This is a genomic window from Streptomyces sp. NPDC049597 (genome assembly GCF_040675505.1).
GTDB lineage: Bacteria > Actinomycetota > Actinomycetes > Streptomycetales > Streptomycetaceae > Streptomyces.
Genome location: NZ_JBFAOY010000014.1, coordinates 45,632 through 63,251, shown reverse-complemented (window position 1 = coordinate 63,251; position 17,620 = coordinate 45,632). Strand labels below are relative to the sequence as shown.

Below are 17,620 nucleotides of genomic sequence, written 5' to 3'. Positions count from 1 at the left end.
CGGCTCTGCGGACGACGGCCACCGCGGCACGGTCAGGCGGCCGCGAAAGCCGTCCGTACCCGCCGAAGAGGCCCGGAATACATCGGGCCGCACCCCGGTTTTGGGAGATACGGCCGGTCCTGGCAGACTGGTACGTCGGCCCCGGTTCACGTACGAGCAATCCGCGCGTACGACCCGGTGCCCTCCCGAATCTAGGAGACACCTTGAAGCGCGACATCCACCCCGAGTACGTCGAGACCCAGGTCAGCTGCACCTGCGGTGCGTCGTTCACCACCCGTAGCACGATCGAGAGCGGCAACATCCGCGCCGAGGTCTGCTCCGAGTGCCACCCGTTCTACACGGGCAAGCAGAAGATCCTCGACACCGGTGGCCGTGTGGCCCGCTTCGAGGCCCGCTTCGGCAAGGCTGCCGGCTCCGCCAAGAAGTAGCGAGCCACTGCGCCGGTCGTCGGCCGCCCTCCCGGGGGCGGCCGGGACCGGCGCTTTGTCCGTTCTGAGCAGCAGCCACCCCACGTGTACGGAACCAGGAGCCCGGAGATGTTCGAAGCGGTCGAGGAACTGGTCGGCGAGCACGCCGACCTCGAGAAGAAGCTCGCCGACCCTTCGGTCCACGCGGACCAGGCGAACGCGCGCCGACTCAACAAGCGCTACGCCGAGCTGACGCCCATCGTCGGCACGTACCGCTCCTGGAAGCAGGCCGGTGAGGACATCGAGACGGCTCGTGAGTTCGCGCAGGACGACCCCGACTTCGCCGCCGAGGTGAAGGACCTGGAGAAGCAGCGCGAGGAGCTCACCGAGAAGCTGCGGCTGCTGCTCGTCCCGCGCGACCCCAGCGACGACAAGGACGTCATCCTCGAGGTCAAGGCGGGCGCGGGCGGCGACGAGTCCGCCCTGTTCGCCGGCGACCTGCTGCGCATGTACCTGCGCTACGCCGAGCGCGTCGGCTGGAAGACGGAGATCATCGACGCCACCGAGTCCGAGCTGGGCGGCTACAAGGACGTCCAGGTCGCCGTGAAGACCAAGGGCGGCCAGGGCGCGACCGAGCCCGGGCAGGGCGTGTGGGCGCGGCTGAAGTACGAGGGCGGCGTGCACCGCGTGCAGCGCGTGCCGGCCACCGAGTCCCAGGGCCGCATCCACACCTCCGCGGCCGGTGTGCTCGTCACGCCGGAGGCCGAGGAGATCGACGTCGAGATCCACGCCAACGACCTGCGGATCGACGTCTACCGTTCCTCCGGCCCCGGTGGCCAGTCCGTCAACACGACCGACTCCGCCGTGCGCATCACGCACCTGCCGACCGGCATCGTCGCCTCCTGCCAGAACGAGAAGAGCCAGCTCCAGAACAAGGAGCAGGCGATGCGTATCCTGCGCTCCAGGCTGCTCGCGGCCGCGCAGGAGGAGGCGGAGAAGGAGGCGGCGGACGCCCGTCGCAGCCAGGTCCGCACCGTCGACCGGTCCGAGAAGATCCGGACGTACAACTTCCCGGAAAACCGGATCTCGGACCACCGCGTCGGCTTCAAGGCGTACAACTTGGACCAGGTGCTCGACGGGGATCTCGACGCCGTGATCCAGGCGTGCGTCGACGCGGACTCCGCGGCGAAGCTCGCGGCCGCGCAGTAGCCCGCGATCAGTCCCACGAGCGTCACAGGAAGGGTGGGCGCGTGAACCTGCTGCTTGCCGAGGTGGCCCAGGCCACCCAGCGGCTGGCCGACGCCGGCGTGCCGTCGCCGCGCTTCGACGCGGAGGAGCTGGCCGCTTACGTCCACGGTGTGAAGCGCGGAGAGCTCCACACCGTCAAGGACGCGGACTTCGACGCCCGTTACTGGGAGGCCGTCGCGCGCCGTGAGGCGCGCGAGCCGCTGCAGCACATCACCGGACGGGCCTTCTTCCGCTTCCTGGAGCTCCAGGTCGGACCCGGCGTCTTCGTGCCGCGGCCCGAGACCGAGTCGGTGGTCGGCTGGGCCATAGAGGCCGTACGCGCCATGGACGTCGTCGAGCCGCTCATCGTCGACCTGTGCACGGGATCGGGCGCGATCGCGCTGGCCATGGCGCAGGAGGTGCCGCGCTCGCGGGTGCACGCCGTGGAGCTGTCCGAGGACGCCCTCACGTGGACGCGCAAGAACGCCGAGGGGTCCAGGGTCACCGTCCACCAGGGCGACGCCCTGAGCGCTCTGCCCGAGCTCGACGGCCAGGTCGACCTGGTGATCTCCAACCCGCCGTACATCCCGCTCACCGAGTGGGAGTACGTCGCCCCCGAAGCCCGTGACCACGACCCGCAAATGGCGTTGTTCTCCGGCGAGGACGGCCTCGACACCATCCGTGGCATCGAGCGCACCGCGCACCGGCTGCTGCGGCCCGGCGGCCTCGTCGTCGTCGAGCACGCCGACACCCAGGGCGGCCAGGTGCCGTGGATCTTCAACGAGGAATCCGGCTGGGCCGACGCCGCCGACCATCCGGATCTGAACAACCGGCCGCGGTTCGCGACCGCGCGCAAGGCGATGCCATGACGGCGTCGGCCCCGGGGGCGCCGAAGACGCCCGCAGTAAGTGAGCCGAAGGGGTTCGGCGCCGCCGAAAGCGAGTGGGGGCACCCCCGGACGGGGTCTGGGGGAGACCGGGCACGGTCGGCCGTCGGCGGGGTCGTCGGCGCCCCGGAGAAGAACCGAGTGACCAGGAAAAGGGAGGCCCGCTGATGGCTCGCCGATACGACTGCAACGACGCGACGGACCGCACCACCGGGCTGCGCGAAGCCGCCTCCGCGGTCCGCCGCGGCGAGCTCGTCGTGCTGCCCACCGACACCGTGTACGGGATCGGGGCCGACGCCTTCACCTCCGAGGCCGTGGCCGACCTGCTGGCGGCCAAGGGGCGCGGCCGCAACATGCCCACACCCGTCCTCATCGGCTCCCCGAACACCCTGCACGGGCTCGTCACGGACTTCTCCGAGCAGGCGTGGGAGCTCGTCGACGCCTTCTGGCCGGGCGCGCTGACCCTTGTCGCCAAGCACCAGCCCTCGCTGCAGTGGGACCTCGGCGACACCCGGGGGACCGTCGCGATCCGTATGCCGTTGCACCCGGTCGCCATCGAACTGCTCACCGAGGTGGGCCCGATGGCGGTCTCCAGCGCCAATCTCACGGGACACCCCTCGCCCGAGGACTGCGACGCCGCGCAGGAGATGCTCGGCGACTCCGTCTCCGTCTACCTCGACGGCGGCCCGACCCCGGGCATCGTGCCGTCCTCCATCGTCGACGTCACCGGCAAGGTCCCGGTCCTGCTGCGCGAGGGAGCGCTCTCGGCGGACGAGCTGCGCAAGGTCGTACCCGACCTCGAGGTGGCTCCGTGAGGCGAGCGAGCAACCGGGGGCGGGCCCAGTGACCGCCCCTGAGGGGCGTGGCATAGCGGAGACCGGCAGAACGGAGTCGACCTTCCGCATCCTCCACGTCAGCACCGGCAACGTCTGCCGCTCGCCCATCACCGAGCGGCTGACCCGCCATGCCCTGAGCGACCGCCTCGGCGACCCCCTCACGGGCGGCCTCATCGTGGAGAGCGCCGGCACCTGGGGCCACGAGGGCGCCCCCATGGAGGCCAACGCGGAGATCGTCCTCGCGGACTTCGGCGCCGACGCCAGCGGCTTCGTCGGCCGCGAACTGCTCGACGAGCACGTCATCCGCGCGGACCTGGTCCTCACCGCGACCCGCGACCACCGGGCCCAGGTGATCTCGATGGGGCACTCGGCGGGCCTGCGGACCTTCACGCTCAAGGAGTTCACCCGGCTCGTGCGGGCCATCGACCCGGCCACGCTGCCCCACCCGCGGGAGGACGGCATGGTCGAGCGCGCGCGTGCGCTGGTGCGCGCGGCCGCGGCTCTACGCGGGTGGCTGCTGGCTCCGAGCCCGGACGCGGATGAGGTGTTCGACCCGTACGGCGCCCCGATCACGTTCTTCCGTTCGATCGGCGACGAGATCCACCAGGCGCTGGACCCCGTGGTCACCGCGCTCACGGGTGTGGAGTCGCGGCGCTGACGTCCGGCGCGCCGCACCGGGTGGTGCCCCGCGGCGGCCGGCCGAACCGGCCCGGCCGTACACCGCGCGCACACCCCGCCCCGGTCCTACATTGGAGGTGCCGCAGCGCCCCGACGACGACCGGAGCCGTCATGTCCGTGACCCCTGAAGTGCGTTCCGTACCGGCCGTCTACGACAGCCCGTCCTTCGAGGCGCTGCGCCGCCAGGATCCGCAGGCCGCCGACATCCTCCTCGGCGAGGCGCAGCGACAGGCCGCCTCGCTGCAGCTCATCGCGGCGGAGAACTTCACCTCGCCCGCGGTCCTCGCGGCCCTCGGCTCGCCCCTCGCGAACAAGTACGCCGAGGGTTATCCGGGGGCCCGCCACCACGGCGGCTGCGAGCTGGTGGACGCCGCCGAACGGCTCGCCGTCGAACGGGCGATGACCCTGTTCGGTGCCGAACACGCCAATGTGCAGCCGCACTCGGGGTCCTCGGCGGTGCTGGCGGCGTACGCGGCGCTGCTGAGGCCCGGCGACACCGTCCTCGCGATGGGGCTGCCGTACGGCGGGCACCTCACGCACGGCTCGCGGGCGAACTTCTCGGGGCGCTGGTTCGACTTCGTCGCGTACGGCGTCGACGCCGAGACCGGCCTCATCGACTACGACCAGGTGCGCCACCTGGCGCGCCAGCACCGGCCGAAGGCGATCGTCTGCGGTTCGATCTCCTACCCGCGCCACCCCGACTACGCGGCCTTCCGCGAGATCGCCGACGAGGTGGGCGCGTATCTGATCGCCGACGCGGCGCACCCCATCGGTCTGGTGGCGGGCGGCGCGGCACCCAGCCCCGTCCCGTACGCCGACGTGGTCTGCGCCACCACGCACAAGGTGCTGCGCGGCCCGCGCGGCGGCATGATCCTGTGCGGGGCCGAGCTGGCGGACCGCATCGACCGCGCGGTGTTCCCGTTCACGCAGGGCGGCGCGCAGATGCACACGATCGCGGCCAAGGCCGTCGCCTTCGGCGAGGCGGCGACGCCCGCGTACCGCGCGTACGCCCATCAGGTGGTCGCCAACGCCAGGGCGCTCGCCGAGGCCCTCGCGGCCGAGGGCTTCGCGGTCCTGACGGGCGGCACGGACACGCACATCATCGGCGCGGACCCGGCCGGTCTCGGCGTCGACGGCCGCACCGCGCGGGGCCGGCTGGCCGCCGCCGGCATGGTGCTCGACACATGTGCCCTCCCCTACGGGGACGGCCGCGGCATCCGGCTCGGGACGGCCGCGGTCACCACGCAGGGCATGGGCCGGCCGGAGATGGCGCGGATCGCGACGCTGTTCGGGGCGGCGGTTCGCGAGGACGGGCGGGTACTCGACCGGGTACGGGAGCTGACCGGGAGCTTCCCGCCGTATCCCCGCTGACGTCGAGCGGAGGCTGTGGAGGCCGTGCAACTGTCGGCCCTTCCCAGTCGTCCCATGTCTTAAGGTGTGGAGCGGCGCGTCGTCCAACCCATGGGGAATCAGTGCGCGAGTACCTGCTGACGCTCTGTGTCACGGTCGCAGTGACTTATCTGCTGACCGGACCGGTGCGGAAGTTCGCCATCGCCGCCGGCGCGATGCCGGAGATCCGTGCGCGTGACGTGCACCGGGAACCGACACCGCGGCTCGGCGGTATCGCCATGTTCGGCGGCCTGTGCGCCGGTCTGCTCTTCGCGGACCACCTGGCGAACCTCAACGACGTCTTCGAGCTGTCGAACGAACCGCGTGCCCTGCTGTCGGGCGCGGCTCTGATCTGGCTGATCGGCGTCCTCGACGACAAGTTCGAGATCGACGCGCTGATCAAGCTCGGCGGGCAGATGATCGCCGCCGGGGTCATGGTCGTGCAGGGCCTGACCATCCTGTGGATCCCGGTGCCCGGTGTCGGCACCGTCTCACTGACCGCCTGGCAGGGCAATCTCCTGACGGTCGCGCTGGTGGTCCTCACCATCAACGCGGTCAACTTCGTCGACGGCCTCGACGGGCTCGCGGCCGGGATGGTGTGCATCACCTCCGGCGCGTTCTTCATGTACGCCTACCGCCTCTGGTACGGCTACGGGATCGAGTCCGCCGCCCCCGCGACGCTGTTCGCCGCGATCCTGATGGGCATGTGCCTGGGCTTTCTGCCGCACAACATGCACCCGGCGCGGATCTTCATGGGCGACTCGGGGTCCATGCTGATCGGTCTGGTGCTGGCGGCCGGCGCCATCTCCATCACGGGCCAGGTCGACCCCGACCGGCTGGGCATCTTCGTGGGCGGCGAGCGTGAGGCGACGCACGCGATGCTCCCGGTCTTCATCCCGCTGCTGCTGCCGCTGACGATCACGGCGCTGCCGGTCGCGGACCTCCTGCTGGCGATCGTGCGCCGCACGTGGCGCGGCCAGTCGCCGTTCGCGGCGGACCGCGGCCACCTCCACCACCGCCTGCTGGAGATCGGCCACTCCCACAGCCGCGCGGTGCTGATCATGTACTTCTGGTCGGCGCTGATCGCGTTCGGCACGGTCGCGTACTCGGTGCACTCGGCGTCGATGTGGATCGTGCTGGTGATCGTGGCGCTGAGCGCGGTGGGCCTGGTGCTGCTGCTCCTGCCGCGCTTCACGCCGAGGGCGCCGCGGTGGGCGGAGTCCTTCGTCCCGCCGCGCTACCGCCGCCGCGGGCCGGCGAGGGGGGCGCTCACGCCGCCGCCGGGCACGTCGTCCCCGTCGTACGAGGACGAGGAGCGGGTCCCGGTGGGCGTGGGGGTCAGCGGCGTGAACGGAGCGACGGCGATCGGCGGCCGTTCCCGCTTCCGCGAACGGGACAACGCGGGCTCGGCGCGCTGAGCCCCGGGCCCGGTGCGTCGTTATCCGGCCTGCTGCCTGAGGGATCCGGGCATTCGCGACACCCTCGTTCCGGTGAAAGCCGCCGACGTGCCGCACGGGCGTGCCCTAATAGCAGGTAATGCGGCGTTTTGTCGTGCACACACGCGCAGCCTCACTCTCATGTGTGAGAGTTGGCACACCCCTGGGTAAAGACCTCATCAAATAGTTTGTGATACCGTTCACGAGACCCGGAGACAGCGCCGAAGGACCGTAGTGCGACGGTCCGTTGGCCCCCGAGGCCCATCTCGGGACCGGGCCTACGCTCGTCCATGACGACACCACTGCCCCCACCAGCAAGCGGAGCTGCCGCCATGCCGTCCAACGACGCACGCTCACTTCTTCCCACCGTCGTACCCACCGCTGCCGCCGGCGTGATCGCCGCTGTGATCAGTGGGGTGGTCGCCGGTGGAAAGGGTGCGCTGGGCGCGGTCGTGGCTGCCGCGGTGGTCATTCTCTTCATGGGGATCGGCGTTCTCGTCCTGCAGCGGACCGCAAAGCAGTTCCCGCACCTTTTCCAGGCAATGGGCCTGATGCTCTACACGACGCAGCTGCTCGTGCTGTTCGTCTTCGTCGCGGTCTTCAAGGACACGACGCTGTTCAACCCCAAGGCCTTCGCTGTGACGCTGGTCGCGGCCACGGTCGTCTGGGTGGCGGCTCAGGCCCGCGCCCACATGAAGGCCAAGATCCTCTACGTTGAGCCGGAACCGTCTGATTCCCGTCAGGGCGAGAAGACGGGGTCCTCGACGTGACAGGTAGGGCCGGGATAAATGCCCGTTCGAGACCCTGCTATCGTCCGGTGCCAACTGCGGCACTGCGGGCGCGGGCATCCGAGCTGACGCCTGCTCGATCGCGAGGCTTTGATGCCTGAGAGCCGCCCCCACATCCGAAACACCAGTCCGGTGCCGACTCGCGGCTGCGCGCCGCTCCGACACAACGAGGTTGCCGAACCCATGCGTCACGCCGAAGGAGCCCGCGGTGAGTGCTGAACAGACCACGCTCGCCTTTGACTGGAGCTGCCGCATCCTGGCCGACAACGGCTGTGGCTTTCCGGCGCCGGGCCTGCACTCCTTCCTCTTCAAGCCGATCTTTCACGTAGGCGGCTTCGAGTTCAACAAGGTGATGCTGCTCGCGCTGATCACCACGCTGCTGATCGTCACGTTCTTCACGATGGCGTTCGGCAAGGCGAAGGTCGTGCCGGGCAAGCTGCAGATGATCGGCGAGGCCGGCTACGACTTCGTACGCCGCGGCATCGTCTACGAGACCCTCGGCAAGCGCGAGGGCGAGAAGTACGTCCCGCTCATGGTCTCGATCTTCTTCTTCGTCTGGATCATGAACGTCTGGTCCGTCGTCCCGCTGGCGCAGTTCCCGGTGTCGTCGATCATCGCCTACCCGGCCGTGCTCGCCCTGCTGGTCTACGTGATCTGGGTGTCGCTGACCTTCAAGCGTCACGGCTTCGTCGGCGGCTGGAAGAACATCACCGGCTACGACAACTCGCTCGGCCCGATCAAGTGGCTGGTCTCGTTCATCGAGTTCTTCTCGAACCTGCTCGTCCGCCCGTTCACGCACGCGGTGCGACTCTTCGCCAACATGTTCGCCGGTCACCTGATGCTGGTGATGTTCACCGTCGCCTCCTGGTACCTGCTGAACAGCTACATGATCCCGGCCGCCGGTGTCTCGTTCGTGATGACCATGGCCATGATCGTCTTCGAGCTCTTCGTGCAGGCCGTCCAGGCGTACGTCTTCGTCCTCCTGGCCTGCACCTACATTCAGGGCGCTCTCGCCGAGCACCACTGAGCCTCAGCACGGACCCCGAAAACGTCCGGTGGTCAACCCCCACCGGTCCGTACATGAAAAGGAAGAATCAGCATGGCTGCCACTGAGACCCTCGCCCAGGTCACCGGTTCGCTCGGCTCCATCGGCTACGGCCTCGCCGCGATCGGCCCCGGCATCGGCGTCGGCATCGTCTTCGGCAACGGCACCCAGGCCCTGGCCCGTCAGCCCGAGGCTGCCGGCCTGATCCGTGCCAACCAGATCCTGGGCTTCGCCTTCTGTGAGGCGCTCGCCCTGATCGGCATCGTTATGCCGTTCGTGTTCGGTCAGTAATCACGTCTCACTGACGACACTTTTCGACGAAAGGCACTGATGTGATCGCCAACATCGTTCAGCTGGCGGCCACGGAGGAGCAGAACCCGCTCCTTCCGCCGGGCCCCGAGCTGCTCGTCGGCACGATCGCCTTCGCCATCGTCTTCTTCTTCTTCGCGAAGAAGCTCCTCCCGAACATCAACCGTGTTCTCGAAGAGCGTCGCGAAGCCATCGAAGGCGGCATGGAGAAGGCCGACGCGGCCAAGATCGAGGCCGAAAGCGTCCTGGAGCAGTACAAGGCCCAGCTCGCCGAGGCCCGCCACGAGGCCGCACGGCTGCGCCAGGAAGCCACCGAGCAGGGCACCGCGATCATCGCTGAGATGAAGGCGGAAGGCCAGCGGCAGCGTGAGGAGATCATCGCGGCCGGCCACGCCCAGATCGAGGCCGACCGCAAGGCCGCGGCCGCGGCGCTGCGTCAGGACGTGGGCAAGCTCGCCACCGACCTGGCCGGCAAGCTCGTCGGCGAGTCCCTCGAGGACCACGCCCGGCAGAGCCGCACCATCGACCGCTTCCTCGACGAGCTCGAGGCGAAGGCCGAGGTCGCACGATGAACGGAGCCAGCCGCGAGGCGCTGGCCGCCGCGCACGAGTCCCTCGACGCGCTGACCGACAACACGTCGGTCGACGCGGCGAAGCTCGCCGGCGAGCTGGCCGCCGTCACCGCGCTGCTCGACCGTGAGGTGTCGCTGCGTCGGGTCCTGACCGACCCGGCGCAGGCCGGCGAGGCGAAGGCCGAGCTGGCGGGCCGCGTGCTCGGCGGCCAGGTGGGCGGCGAGACCGTCGACCTGGTCAAGGGCATGGTCCGCGCCCGGTGGTCGCAGTCCCGCGACCTGGTCGACGCGCTCGAGGAGCTGGCGAACACCGCAGACCTCACGGCCGCCCAGCAGACCGGTGCGCTCGACAACGTCGAGGACGAGCTGTTCCGGTTCGGCCGGATCCTCGCGTCCAGCACCGAGCTGCGGTCCGCGCTGACCAACCGGTCCGCCACGGCCGCCGCCAAGAGCGAGCTGCTGAGCGGTCTGCTCGGCGGCAAGGCCGAGCAGGTCACCGAGCGCCTGGTCGTCCGTCTCGTCACCCACCCGCGCGGACGTAGCCTGGAAGCGGGACTCGAGTCCCTCTCCAAGCTGGCCGCGGGACGCCGGAACCGGATGGTCGCCGTCGTCACCTCCGCGGTGCCGCTGACCGACGCGCAGAAGCAGCGCCTCGGCGCGGGTCTGGCGCGGATGTACGGCCGCGAGATGCACCTGAATCTCGAGGTGGACCCCGAGGTCCTCGGCGGGATCTCGGTGCGCGTCGGTGACGAGGTCATCAACGGCACGATCTCGGAGCGGCTCGACGAGGCCAAGCGTCGGATCGCCGGCTGACCACTCAGCCGCGCACAACTGAATTGGCAAGACCAGCGGCCCGGTTGGGCCGTGCAGAGATTGCAGAAGATTCCTGGGGGTCGGCCCCCAGACCCCCAAAGAAACTTCGGGCCCAACAAGGAGAGCAGGGAACCCAGATGGCGGAGCTCACGATCCGGCCGGAGGAGATCCGGGACGCGCTGGAGAACTTTGTCCAGTCGTACCAGCCGGACGCGGCCTCGCGCGAGGAGGTCGGCACGGTCAGCCTGGCCGGCGACGGTATCGCGAAGGTCGAGGGTCTTCCCTCGGCCATGGCGAACGAGCTGCTGAAGTTCGAGGACGGCACCCTCGGTCTCGCCCTCAACCTCGAGGAGCGCGAGATCGGTGCGATCATCCTCGGTGAGTTCAGCGGTATCGAGGAAGGCCAGTCGGTCACCCGCACCGGCGAGGTGCTGTCCGTCGCCGTCGGCGAGGGCTACCTCGGCCGTGTGGTCGACCCGCTCGGCAACCCGATCGACGGTCTCGGCGAGATCGCGACCTCGGGCCGCCGCGCCCTCGAGCTGCAGGCCCCCACGGTCATGCAGCGCAAGTCGGTCCACGAGCCGATGGAGACGGGCTACAAGGCCGTCGACGCGATGACCCCGATCGGCCGTGGCCAGCGTCAGCTGATCATCGGCGACCGTCAGACCGGCAAGACCGCTCTGGCCGTCGACACGATCATCAACCAGCGCGACAACTGGCGCTCCGGCGACCCGAAGAAGCAGGTCCGCTGCATCTACGTCGCCATCGGCCAGAAGGGCTCGACCATCGCGTCCGTGCGCGGCGCCCTGGAAGAGGCCGGCGCGCTCGAGTACACGACGATCGTCGCCGCCCCGGCGTCCGACCCGGCGGGCTTCAAGTACCTCGCCCCCTACACCGGTTCGGCCATCGGCCAGCAGTGGATGTACGAGGGCAAGCACGTCCTCATCATCTTCGACGACCTCTCGAAGCAGGCCGACGCCTACCGCGCCGTGTCCCTGCTGCTGCGCCGTCCGCCGGGCCGCGAGGCCTACCCGGGTGACGTCTTCTACCTGCACTCGCGTCTGCTGGAGCGCTGCGCCAAGCTCTCCGACGACATGGGCGCCGGTTCGATGACGGGTCTGCCGATCGTCGAGACCAAGGCGAACGACGTGTCGGCGTTCATCCCGACCAACGTCATCTCCATCACCGACGGCCAGTGCTTCCTGGAGTCCGACCTGTTCAACGCCGGTCAGCGTCCGGCCCTGAACGTCGGTATCTCGGTCTCCCGTGTCGGTGGCTCCGCCCAGCACAAGGCCATGAAGCAGGTCTCCGGCCGCCTCCGTGTGGACCTCGCCCAGTTCCGTGAGCTGGAGGCGTTCGCCGCCTTCGGTTCCGACCTGGACGCCGCCTCGAAGGCCGCGCTGGAGCGCGGCAAGCGCATGGTCGAGCTGCTGAAGCAGCCGCAGTACCAGCCGATGTCCACCGAGGACCAGGTCGTCTCCGTCTGGGCCGGCACCACCGGCAAGATGGACGACGTCCCGGTGCAGGACATCCGTCGCTTCGAGCGTGAGCTGCTGGACTACCTCCACCGCGAGGAGAACGGCCTCATGACCTCGATCCGCGAGGGCGGGAAGCTGTCGGACGACACCCTGACGAAGGTCGCGGACTCCATCGCGGACTTCAAGAAGCAGTTCGAGACCTTCGACGGCAAGCTGCTCGGCGAGGACGCCCCGGCCGCCGTCAACGTCTCCAAGTGACGACGGAAGGGACCTGACTCATGGGAGCGCAGCTCCGGGTCTACAAGCGTCGCATCCGGTCCGTCACCGCGACGAAGAAGATCACCAAGGCGATGGAGATGATCGCCGCCTCGCGCATCGTCAAGGCGCAGCGCAAGGTGGCGGCCTCCACGCCGTACGCGACCGAGCTCACCCGCGCGGTCACGGCGGTGGCGACCGGATCGAACACGAAGCACCCTCTGACCACGGAGGCGGACAACCCGGCCCGTGCCGCGGTTCTGCTCATCACGAGCGACCGCGGTCTGGCCGGCGGCTACTCCTCCAACGCCATCAAGGCGGCCGACCGGCTCACCGAGCGGCTCCGCGGCGAGGGCAAGGAGGTCGACACGTACATCGTCGGCCGTAAGGGTGTCGCCTACTACGGCTTCCGTGAGCGCAAGGTCGCGGACTCGTGGACCGGGTTCACGGACAGCCCGGAATACGCGGACGCCAAGAAGGTCGCCGCCCCGCTCATCGAGGCTGTCCAGACGGACACCGCGGAGGGCGGCGTCGACGAGCTGCACATCGTCTTCACGGAATTCGTGTCGATGATGACGCAGAACCCCGTCGACAACCGGATGCTGCCGCTCAGCCTTCAGGAGGCCGCGCAGGAGACCGGCGCGAAGGGCGAGATCCTTCCGCTGTTCGACTTCGAGCCGTCGGCGGAGGACGTCCTCGACGCCCTTCTGCCGCGCTACGTCGAGAGCCGTATCTACAACGCCCTGCTGCAGGCCGCTGCCTCCGAGCACGCGGCCCGCCGCCGGGCCATGAAGTCGGCCACCGACAACGCGGGCGAGCTGATCAACACGCTCTCCCGACTTGCCAACGCGGCCCGCCAGGCCGAAATCACCCAGGAAATCAGCGAGATCGTCGGTGGCTCCAGTGCCCTGGCCGACGCGACCGCGGGGAGTGACAAGTAATGACGACCACTGTTGAGACGGCCGCCGCCACGGGCCGCGTCGCCCGGGTCATCGGCCCGGTCGTCGACGTGGAGTTCCCCGTCGACGCGATGCCGGAGATCTACAACGCGCTGCACGTCGAGGTTGCCGACCCGGCCCTCGAGGGTGCCAAGAAGACGCTGACGCTCGAGGTCGCCCAGCACCTCGGTGAGGGCCTCGTCCGCACCATCTCGATGCAGCCCACCGACGGTCTGGTCCGCCAGGCCCCGGTGACCGACACGGGCGCGGGCATCAGCGTCCCGGTCGGCGACTTCACCAAGGGCAAGGTGTTCAACACCCTCGGTGAGGTGCTGAACCTCCCGGAGGAGAACGCCAACGTCGGTGAGCGCTGGCCGATCCACCGCAAGGCCCCCGCCTTCGACCAGCTCGAGTCCAAGACCGAGATGTTCGAGACCGGCCTGAAGGTCGTCGACCTTCTCACCCCGTACGTCAAGGGTGGAAAGATCGGTCTGTTCGGTGGTGCCGGTGTCGGCAAGACCGTTCTGATCCAGGAAATGATCATGCGTGTCGCCAACCTCCACGAGGGCGTTTCCGTCTTCGCGGGTGTCGGTGAGCGTACGCGTGAGGGCAACGACCTGATCGCGGAGATGGAGGAGTCCGGCGTTCTCGACAAGACCGCGCTGGTCTTCGGTCAGATGGACGAGCCCCCGGGCACCCGTCTGCGCGTCGCCCTGGCCGGTCTGACCATGGCGGAGTACTTCCGCGATGTGCAGAAGCAGGACGTGCTCTTCTTCATCGACAACATCTTCCGGTTCACCCAGGCCGGTTCCGAGGTGTCCACCCTGCTCGGCCGTATGCCGTCCGCGGTGGGTTACCAGCCGAACCTGGCGGACGAGATGGGTCTGCTGCAGGAGCGCATCACGTCGACCCGCGGTCACTCGATCACCTCGATGCAGGCGATCTACGTCCCCGCGGACGACCTGACCGACCCGGCGCCGGCGACCACCTTCGCCCACCTCGACGCGACGACGGTTCTCTCCCGTCCGATCTCCGAGAAGGGCATCTACCCCGCGGTGGACCCGCTGGACTCCACGTCCCGCATCCTGGACCCGCGCTACATCGCGCAGGACCACTACGACGCCGCCATGCGCGTCAAGGGCATCCTGCAGAAGTACAAGGACCTCCAGGACATCATCGCGATCCTCGGTATCGACGAGCTGGGCGAGGAGGACAAGCTCGTCGTCCACCGTGCCCGTCGTGTCGAGCGCTTCCTGTCCCAGAACACCCACGCGGCGAAGCAGTTCACCGGCGTGGACGGTTCGGACGTGCCGCTGGACGAGTCGATCGCCGCGTTCAACGCGATCTGCGACGGTGAGTACGACCACTTCCCCGAGCAGGCCTTCTTCATGTGCGGTGGTCTCGAGGACCTCAAGAAGAACGCCAAGGAGCTCGGCGTCTCCTGAGTCCCCTGACTCGCTGAAGGGGGCGGGCGTCGTCCCGCCCCCTTCGTCACGCCCGTGCTGCACTCTCCGGGGGCGACCCCCGGACACCCGGCCCCTGAGCCGGGGCGGGCCGGGACGCTTCGGTGTCCCGAGCCCTACTAGACTTATGACCCAACACCCGGCAGTACCGCCGGGTGGTGACCCGAGGAGCCAACCTTGGCTGCTGAGCTGCACGTCGAGCTGGTCGCCGCGGACCGCAGTGTCTGGTCCGGCGAGGCCACCCTGGTCGTCGCGCGCACCACGTCCGGCGACATCGGCGTCATGCCCGGTCACCAGCCGCTGCTCGGTGTGCTGGAGTCGGGCCCGGTGACGATCCGCACGAGCGAGGGCGGCACCGTCGTCGCCGCCGTTCACGGTGGATTCATCTCCTTCGCCGACAACAAGCTGTCGCTGCTGGCGGAGATCGCCGAGCTGGCGGACGAGATCGATGTCCAGCGCGCCGAGCGTGCGCTGGAGCGCGCCAAGTCGGACGCGGACGCCGCCGCCGAGCGTCGTGCCGATGTCCGGTTGCGCGCGGTGGCGGTGCACTGACACCCCGCCCACAGTTTTGTCCCTCAGCCGCGGCCCGGGCTGGAGCCACTCCAGACCGTGCCGCGGCTGAGGCGATGCAGGTGCACGTGGTATTCGGTTTTACGGGACGATGCGAGGAGGTCGGTGGAGATGTTCCTCGCTCTTCTTGTGAGCGGCCTGGTCGTCCTACTGGTGGTGGTCGCGCTCTTGGTCTTCGGTCTGCGCCGGCGCCTGATCCAGCGCTCGGGCGGCACGTTCGACTGCAGCCTGCGGTGGAACGTCCCCGAGCAGGGCGACCCGTCCAGCAAGGGCTGGGTGTACGGCGTCGCCCGGTACAGCGGTGACCGGATCGAGTGGTTCAGGGTCTTCTCGTACGCCCCCCGGCCCCGGCGCATCCTGGAGCGTTCGGCGATCGAGGTGCTCGCCCGGCGTACGCCGGACAGCGAGGAGGAGCTCGCGCTGCTGTCGGACTCGATCGTGCTCGGCTGCCTGCACCGCGGCACCCGTCTGGAGCTGGCGATGAGCGAGGACGCGCTCACCGGCTTCCTCGCCTGGCTGGAGGCGGCTCCGCCCGGCCAACGCGTCAATGTGGCGTGAGTAAGGGCTCTCGTTGGTTGTGGGTCCCCCGGACGAAGTCTGAGGGAGAGCCAATGTGGCATGGGGGATGGGGCGTGATCAGGGGTTCTCGTCGGTGGGGCCCCCGGACGACGTCCGCGGGAGTCGTCCGAGACGTGACGCGGGGGCGGTGCGCACGCACCGCCCCCGCTCCTGTGCCCGCTCCCGGGACTACCCGAGGCCGCTGTTGATCGCGCTCACGAGCTCGCCGTTCGCGGTGTCGCCGCTGAACTCCCAGAAGAAGGCCCCGCCGAGCCCCTGGTTCCTCGCCCAGCCCATCTTGGACGTGACGGTGGCCGGGGTGTCGTAGCTCCACCAGTTGCTGCCGCAGTGGGCGTAGGCCGTGCCGGCGATCGTGCCGGTCGCCGGGCAGGTGGACTTCAAGACCTTGTAGTCCTCGATGCCCTGCTCGTACGTGCCGGCCGCCGGTCCGGTGGCCGAACCGCCGGGCGCCGACTGCGTCACGCCCGTCCAGCCCCGCCCGTAGAAGCCGATGCCCAGCAGCAGCTTCGACGAGGGGACGCCCTTGGCCTTGAACTTGGCGATCGCCTCGGCGGAGTTGAAGCCTGCCTGCGGGATGCCCGCGTACGAGGTGAGGGGGGAGTGCGGGGCGGTCGGGCCCTTGGCGGCCCAGGCGCCGAAGAAGTCGTACGTCATCACGTTGTACCAGTCGACGTACTGCGCGGCGCCGCCGTAGTCGGCCGCGTCGATCTTGCCGCCGGAGGAGGCGTCGGCCGTGACGGCCGCGGTGACCAGGTTGTTCGCGCCGAACTTCGCGCGCATGGCCTGCATCATGTTCCTGAAGGCCGCGGGGCCGCTGGTGTCGCACGACAGACCGCAGGCGTTCGGGTACTCCCAGTCCAGGTCGATGCCGTCGAAGACGTCGGCCCAGCGCGGGTCCTCGACCAGTTCGTAGCAGGACTGGGCGAAGGCGGCCGGGTTCGCCGCGGCCTGGCCGAAGCCGCCGGACCAGGTCCAGCCGCCGAACGACCACAGCACCTTGATGTGCGGGTACTTCGCCTTCAGCTTGCGCAGCTGGTTGAAGTTGCCGCGCAGCGGCTGGTCCCACGTGTCGGCGACGCCGTCGACGCTCTGGTCGGCCGTGTACGCCTTGTCGTAGTCGGCGTACGCGTCACCGATGGCGCACTTGCCGCCGGTCACGTTGCCGAAGGCGTAGTTGATGTGCGTGATCTTCGACGCCGACCCCGAGGTGACCAGGTTCTTCACGTGGTAGTTGCGCCCGTAGACGCCCCACTCGGTGAAGTAGCCGAGCTTGACCTTGCCGCCGGGGCCGGGGCCCGGGTCGGTGCCGCCGCCGGTGGTGCGCACGGCGCGGGCGCCGCTGACGGGGCCGGTCTGGTCGGCGGTGTCCCGGGCCTGGACGCTGTACGAGTAGTCCGTGCCGGCGGTCAGGCCCGTGTTCGTCCAGGTGGTGCCGGTGACGGTGGCGACCCTGGCGCCGTCGCGCAGGACGTCGTAGTTCTTGACGCCCTTGTCGTCGGTCGCGGCGCTCCAGCTGAGCGTGACGGAGGTGTCGGTGATGTTGCTCGCGCTCGGGGTGCCGGGGGCCGATGGCGGGTTGTCGCCGGGGACGGAGCCCCCGTCGCAGGACGCGCCGTTGAGCTTGCAGCCGGAGGGGGAGCCGGAGCCGGTGCCGTTGAAGCCGAAGGAGACGGAGGCACCGGGTGCGAGCGACCCGTTCCAGCTCTTGTTCTTCGCCGTCCAGTGAGTGCCGGAGTTCGTGACGTCCGCGTCCCAGGCGGAGCTGACGGCGGTGCCGGTGGGGAAGTCCCACTCGACGGTCCAGGAGCTGAGGGCGGTGGTGCCGGTGTTCTTCACCGTCCACTTGCCCTCGAAGCCGGATCCCCAGTCGGAGACCTTGGTGTAGGAGGCCGTGGCCGACGCGGCGGCCTCCGCGGGGGAGGCCAGGCCGACCATGGCGGCGAGGGGGAGGA

18 protein-coding genes are annotated in these 17,620 nt (G+C 69.4%); 17 read left to right on the top strand and 1 reads right to left on the bottom strand.

The annotated features are described in order from the left end of the window. Positions 1-203 precede the first annotated feature (203 nt). The 17 genes from rpmE to AB0K02_RS17885 all read left to right on the top strand — a co-directional run bounded on the left by rpmE (position 204) and on the right by AB0K02_RS17885 (position 15,647). Entirely contained in the window at positions 204-428 is a 225-nt protein-coding gene (gene rpmE, locus AB0K02_RS17965) for a 50S ribosomal protein L31 (RefSeq protein WP_264247201.1), read from the top strand. Between the two features lie 108 nt (positions 429-536). Beyond that, positions 537-1,616 (top strand): peptide chain release factor 1, encoded by a 1,080-nt coding sequence (gene prfA, locus AB0K02_RS17960; RefSeq protein WP_365993410.1) that lies wholly within the window; start codon positions 537-539, stop codon positions 1,614-1,616. A gap of 41 nt (positions 1,617-1,657) precedes the next feature. After that, positions 1,658-2,503, top strand: coding sequence for a peptide chain release factor N(5)-glutamine methyltransferase (gene prmC / locus AB0K02_RS17955; RefSeq protein WP_365993409.1), 846 nt, complete (start codon positions 1,658-1,660; stop codon positions 2,501-2,503). 184 nt (positions 2,504-2,687) lie between these two features. Next, on the top strand, positions 2,688-3,335 hold the full coding sequence (locus AB0K02_RS17950; protein ID WP_177147591.1) for an L-threonylcarbamoyladenylate synthase: 648 nt from the start codon (positions 2,688-2,690) through the stop codon (positions 3,333-3,335). A gap of 28 nt (positions 3,336-3,363) precedes the next feature. Further along, positions 3,364-4,014: a protein-tyrosine-phosphatase gene (locus AB0K02_RS17945; RefSeq protein ID WP_365993408.1), complete on the top strand. Its 651-nt coding sequence runs from the start codon at positions 3,364-3,366 to the stop codon at positions 4,012-4,014. Positions 4,015-4,145: 131 nt separating this feature from the next. Beyond that, positions 4,146-5,405, top strand: a complete 1,260-nt coding sequence (gene glyA / locus AB0K02_RS17940; RefSeq protein ID WP_365993407.1) for a serine hydroxymethyltransferase — start codon at positions 4,146-4,148, stop codon at positions 5,403-5,405. Positions 5,406-5,506: 101 nt separating this feature from the next. Continuing rightward, positions 5,507-6,841, top strand: coding sequence for an MraY family glycosyltransferase (locus AB0K02_RS17935; RefSeq protein ID WP_365993406.1), 1,335 nt, complete (start codon positions 5,507-5,509; stop codon positions 6,839-6,841). Positions 6,842-7,191: 350 nt separating this feature from the next. Next, positions 7,192-7,629 carry a hypothetical protein gene (locus tag AB0K02_RS17930; RefSeq protein WP_365993405.1) on the top strand — a complete coding sequence of 146 codons (438 nt, stop codon included), beginning with the start codon at positions 7,192-7,194 and terminating at the stop codon, positions 7,627-7,629. A 274-nt stretch (positions 7,630-7,903) separates the two neighbouring features. Next, a complete protein-coding gene (atpB, locus tag AB0K02_RS17925; RefSeq protein WP_365993521.1) occupies positions 7,904-8,674 on the top strand; it encodes a F0F1 ATP synthase subunit A in 771 nt (256 codons plus the stop codon). 72 nt (positions 8,675-8,746) lie between these two features. Then, a complete protein-coding gene (atpE, locus tag AB0K02_RS17920; protein WP_147988146.1) occupies positions 8,747-8,983 on the top strand; it encodes an ATP synthase F0 subunit C in 237 nt (78 codons plus the stop codon). Positions 8,984-9,024: 41 nt separating this feature from the next. Then, on the top strand, positions 9,025-9,573 hold the full coding sequence (locus AB0K02_RS17915) for a F0F1 ATP synthase subunit B (protein ID WP_177147596.1): 549 nt from the start codon (positions 9,025-9,027) through the stop codon (positions 9,571-9,573). Beyond that, entirely contained in the window at positions 9,570-10,385 is an 816-nt protein-coding gene (locus AB0K02_RS17910; RefSeq protein WP_365993404.1) for a F0F1 ATP synthase subunit delta, read from the top strand. Before AB0K02_RS17915 ends, AB0K02_RS17910 begins: the two co-directional genes overlap by 4 nt. Before the next feature lie 137 nt (positions 10,386-10,522). Further along, entirely contained in the window at positions 10,523-12,121 is a 1,599-nt protein-coding gene (gene atpA, locus AB0K02_RS17905; RefSeq protein WP_365993403.1) for a F0F1 ATP synthase subunit alpha, read from the top strand. A gap of 20 nt (positions 12,122-12,141) precedes the next feature. Further along, positions 12,142-13,059 (top strand): F0F1 ATP synthase subunit gamma, encoded by a 918-nt coding sequence (locus AB0K02_RS17900; protein WP_365993402.1) that lies wholly within the window; start codon positions 12,142-12,144, stop codon positions 13,057-13,059. Next, entirely contained in the window at positions 13,059-14,501 is a 1,443-nt protein-coding gene (atpD, locus tag AB0K02_RS17895; protein WP_365993401.1) for a F0F1 ATP synthase subunit beta, read from the top strand. Before AB0K02_RS17900 ends, atpD begins: the two co-directional genes overlap by 1 nt. Before the next feature lie 195 nt (positions 14,502-14,696). After that, a complete protein-coding gene (locus AB0K02_RS17890) occupies positions 14,697-15,071 on the top strand; it encodes a F0F1 ATP synthase subunit epsilon (RefSeq protein WP_365993400.1) in 375 nt (124 codons plus the stop codon). Between the two features lie 129 nt (positions 15,072-15,200). Further along, entirely contained in the window at positions 15,201-15,647 is a 447-nt protein-coding gene (locus AB0K02_RS17885) for a DUF2550 domain-containing protein (protein ID WP_365993399.1), read from the top strand. Between the two features lie 189 nt (positions 15,648-15,836). Here the strand turns inward: AB0K02_RS17885 and AB0K02_RS17880 are convergent, their stop codons facing one another. Further along, complete coding sequence (locus tag AB0K02_RS17880; RefSeq protein WP_365993520.1) at positions 15,837-17,603, bottom strand: glycoside hydrolase family 18 chitinase; 1,767 nt, start codon at positions 17,601-17,603, stop codon at positions 15,837-15,839. Between the last annotated feature and the right edge of the window lie 17 nt (positions 17,604-17,620).